3 protein-coding genes are annotated in these 3,439 nt (G+C 66.3%); all 3 read left to right on the top strand.

What is annotated here, in order from left to right; all coding sequences use genetic code 11:
- Positions 1-377 precede the first annotated feature (377 nt).
- The 3 genes from VGH85_21105 (at position 378) to VGH85_21095 (ending at position 3,431) form a co-directional block, all read left to right on the top strand.
- A complete protein-coding gene (locus VGH85_21105; protein ID HEY2176313.1) occupies positions 378-1,367 on the top strand; it encodes a patatin-like phospholipase family protein in 990 nt (329 codons plus the stop codon).
- 157 nt (positions 1,368-1,524) lie between these two features.
- The gene (locus tag VGH85_21100) at positions 1,525-2,283 is read left to right on the top strand and encodes a hypothetical protein (GenBank protein ID HEY2176312.1); all 759 of its coding nucleotides are present in this window, start codon (positions 1,525-1,527) and stop codon (positions 2,281-2,283) included.
- 332 nt (positions 2,284-2,615) lie between these two features.
- The gene (locus VGH85_21095) at positions 2,616-3,431 is read left to right on the top strand and encodes a DUF4386 domain-containing protein (GenBank protein ID HEY2176311.1); all 816 of its coding nucleotides are present in this window, start codon (positions 2,616-2,618) and stop codon (positions 3,429-3,431) included.
- Positions 3,432-3,439 lie beyond the last annotated feature (8 nt).

Genomic DNA, 3,439 nt, shown 5'->3' with positions numbered 1-3,439 from the left:
AACCTCCTGAAGATCCACGACGTACTGCTCATTCATGGGCGACACCCAATCCCTGGTTGCCTCTCCTCTGACGAGTCCGCCGGCCGGAACAACACACGCACGTGGTGTCCTCACTTCCGCAGGTTTTGGCATCGGCCGACGATTCTGCGCCGCGACCCGGGTCTTGCGGCAAGCCCCCCAGTGCGCTATACGTTGAAAGTGGCAGGGAGAGATCTCTCCTTGCCCTTCGTTTTGAGCCGTTCAGTGGAACTGGCGATCCAGGAGGTGACACCCATGAACGCAGTATCCGTAGTGGGTGCTCTCCTGCAGTCCACGATCGCGCGACTGAGGTAGTCGCCATCGGGAGCGCCCACAGGCACCCGCGAAAGGCGACTCCCATGAACACAACACCTTTTTCAACTGAGCACTTCACCTCGGCGACTGCCTCCGACCGGCCGAGGTCCGACCAGGATCACCCGCAGGTCGACGCCATAGCGCGGCTCGCCGCGGGCGGTCGAGCGTTGGTCCTCGGTGGTGGCGGATCGGCAGGCAATGCGTGGTTGATCGGCGTAATCGCCGGCCTGTTTGATGGCGGGTTGGATGCGACCGAGGCCGATCTGATCATCGGGACGTCGGCCGGGTCGACGGCCGCGGCCCAAATAACGAGCGCGACTCCGGCCGAACTGCTTGCCCAGATCCTTGCCGCTGCGCCCCGACAACGGACTGGTCCGGTCGGATCCGACGGTGGGCGCGTTCCCATTGGGCCGGTGGCCGACCATATGGAAAGAACGAACCGAATCTTCGGCGCCGCCGAGGACGCCGCCGATCTGCGCGGACGGATGGGCGCGGCAGCGCTCGAAATGGATGCGGAGTCGGACGGCTCCGGGCAAACGCGGTGGCGGGCTACCGTCGCCGCGCGCCTGCCCAGCCAGCGCTGGCCGCAACGAACGGTCCTCATCACGGCGGTCGATGCCCAGACGGGTCAGCCGGTCGTGTTCGACCGCCACAGCGGAGTCGACCTGGCGGACGCCGTCGCCGCCAGCTGTTCTAGTGGCGCGCCCTACAGCATCGGCAACAACCGGTTCATCGACGGCGCCTACCGACGCAACGAGAATGCCGATCTGGCCGCGGGATACGGGCGCGTGCTGGTGCTGTCGCCACTCGGTGGCAGAACACGGGCGCCGTTGGACTGGGGCATGCATCTTGCCGCACAAGCCGACGAACTCCGCGCACGCGGCAGCGTGGTCGAAACGATCTTGCCGGATAGCAGGTCTCTCAACGCATTCGGCACCAATCTGATGGATCTGTCAACGCGTCCGCCCGCCGCTCGAGCGGGTTACGACCAAGGCAGGGCCCTCGCCGAGCAGCTCACCGAATTCTGGCGCTAACGCTCACAAGATCAGTCGACTGACCTGCGGTTCCTACGCTGGGTTCGAAGAGCGGGCGGCGGGTAATCCGCTGGCGCCTTGTATCGCCGTTCGCGAGACTCCGGATGATCCAGCGAATGAGGTGCCGATGAGACTGCCTGAGGCGCACGCGCGATTCTTGGAAGCTGCGCTGCCGCAGGTCCGACGAGACGACAGGTTCGTCGGGCTGGCGGCTGGTGGGTCGCTGCTGTCGGGGGAGGTCGACGAGTTCTCCGACCTCGATCTGGTGCCCGTCGTGGATCCCGAACACCATACGTCCGTGATGGCGGAGCGCCTGGACATCACCGCGTCCTGGGGGCGGCAGCTCGCAGCTTTCACCGGTGAGCATGTGGGTGAGCCGCGCCTGGTGATTTGCCTGTACGAAGACCCACTCCTGCACGTTGACTTCAAATTCCTCACGCCACTCGAGCTCGAGACCCGGGTCGAGGACCCGCTCGTCTTGTGGGAACGGACGACGGATCTCACCGACGCAATCGCCCGCACCGAAAGCCATGGTCCGACGGCAGACTTGCGCTGGATAGAAGACCGCTTCTGGGTATGGGTGCACAACGCCGCAACCAGGCTCGGCCGCGGCGCACTGTTCGAGGTTCTCGACTACCTGGACTTTCTGAGGTTGGAGGTGCTCGGCCCCCTCGCGCTGGCGTCGGCAGGACGCTTACCTCGCGGAGTTCGGCGGCTCGAGACCTATGTGCCCGCTTTTGCCGAGAGCCTACGGGCCACCGTGCCGACATACGACCTCAAGGAATGTGCAGACGCTCTTCGGAGCTGCGTGCACCTCTACCGAGTGCTCCGGGACCAGCTTGCCACCGCCGACTTCGTACCGAGGACCGCAGCCGAGGAGGCTAGCGTCGCCTACCTCGAAGAGGTGTCGTGCTGAGGAGAGCGCGGCGCGGCGTGCGAGGAGGACGGACGGTTAAGTCGCCTTCGCGGCGAGCCATCACCTGCAACTGTTCGATCACATCCGGACGAGATCGGGGCTACGCTCTTCGATTGCCGAGGCTTGGGACGTAGCGCTTGAGTTCGGTGGGATGAGCCTCTGCCAACACCGCGGTGACCGTGAGGAACCGCGCCCAGGGGCGAGGACGCCGACCCGACCTGGTGGTGTGGCGCGCACAGACATCTGACCGCAAGGCAACCCGGTCCGGGCGAGCGACCGGCAGGCGGGGCCTTCGATCGTCAGCGGAGCTGGGACCACCGAAGGAGATCCACATGAGCGCCATCGCGCATGCTCCCATAGCGACAGGTGCGGCGAATGACCCGATGCGGCGGACTGCCCGCATTGCCGGCGTGCTGTACCTGATCACGTTCGTGTCGATCCCGACTCTCGCGCTGTACAAGCCGATCAAGGATCACGCCGACTTCGTGCTGGGCACCGGCAGCAGCACCGGCGTGCTCGTGGGCGCCCTCACCGAGATCATCGTCGCCCTGGCCGGCATCGGCACGGCCGTGGTCTTGTACCCGGTGGCCAAACGGCAGAGCCAGACGGCTGCCCTCGGGTTCGTCACCGCCCGCGTGCTGGAATCCAGCCTGATCTTCGTCGGTGTGATCAGCCTGCTTTCGATCATCACCTTGCGCAACAACGTCGCCGGAACCGCCGGCGCGGACACGGCCTCCCTGGTCACCGTCGGCCACAGCCTGGTCGCGTCCTACAACTGGACGTTCCTGCTCTCGCAGAGCCTCATGCCGGTCGCCTGCGACCTTCTCCTGGGCTACCTGCTCTACCGGTCCGGCCTGGTGCCCCGCGTCCTGCCCATCATCGCGTTCGTCGGCGCCCCCCTATTGCTGGCCTCCGACCTTGCGGTCTTCTTCGGCGCGTACGGCCAGTTTTCTCCGGCCGCGGCCGTCGCTGCGCTTCCGATCGCCGCGTTCGAGTTCGCGCTCGGCGTCTGGCTGATCGTGCGCGGTTTCCGGCCCGCCGCGGTCCGCGCCCTCGGGACGCCCGACCTCGATCTGCGCCAGCGTGATGCGGCGTTGGAGCTGCCGGTTCCGCCGCAGCCCCCAGCGCCCACCGTGGTGAGCGGATAGCCGCGAGA

It is taken from the genome of Mycobacteriales bacterium (genome assembly GCA_036497565.1).
Classification (GTDB): Bacteria; Actinomycetota; Actinomycetes; order Mycobacteriales; family QHCD01; genus DASXJE01.
Note: the sequence above shows the minus strand (reverse complement) of the source record. Positions and strands in the feature narration are given on the sequence as shown.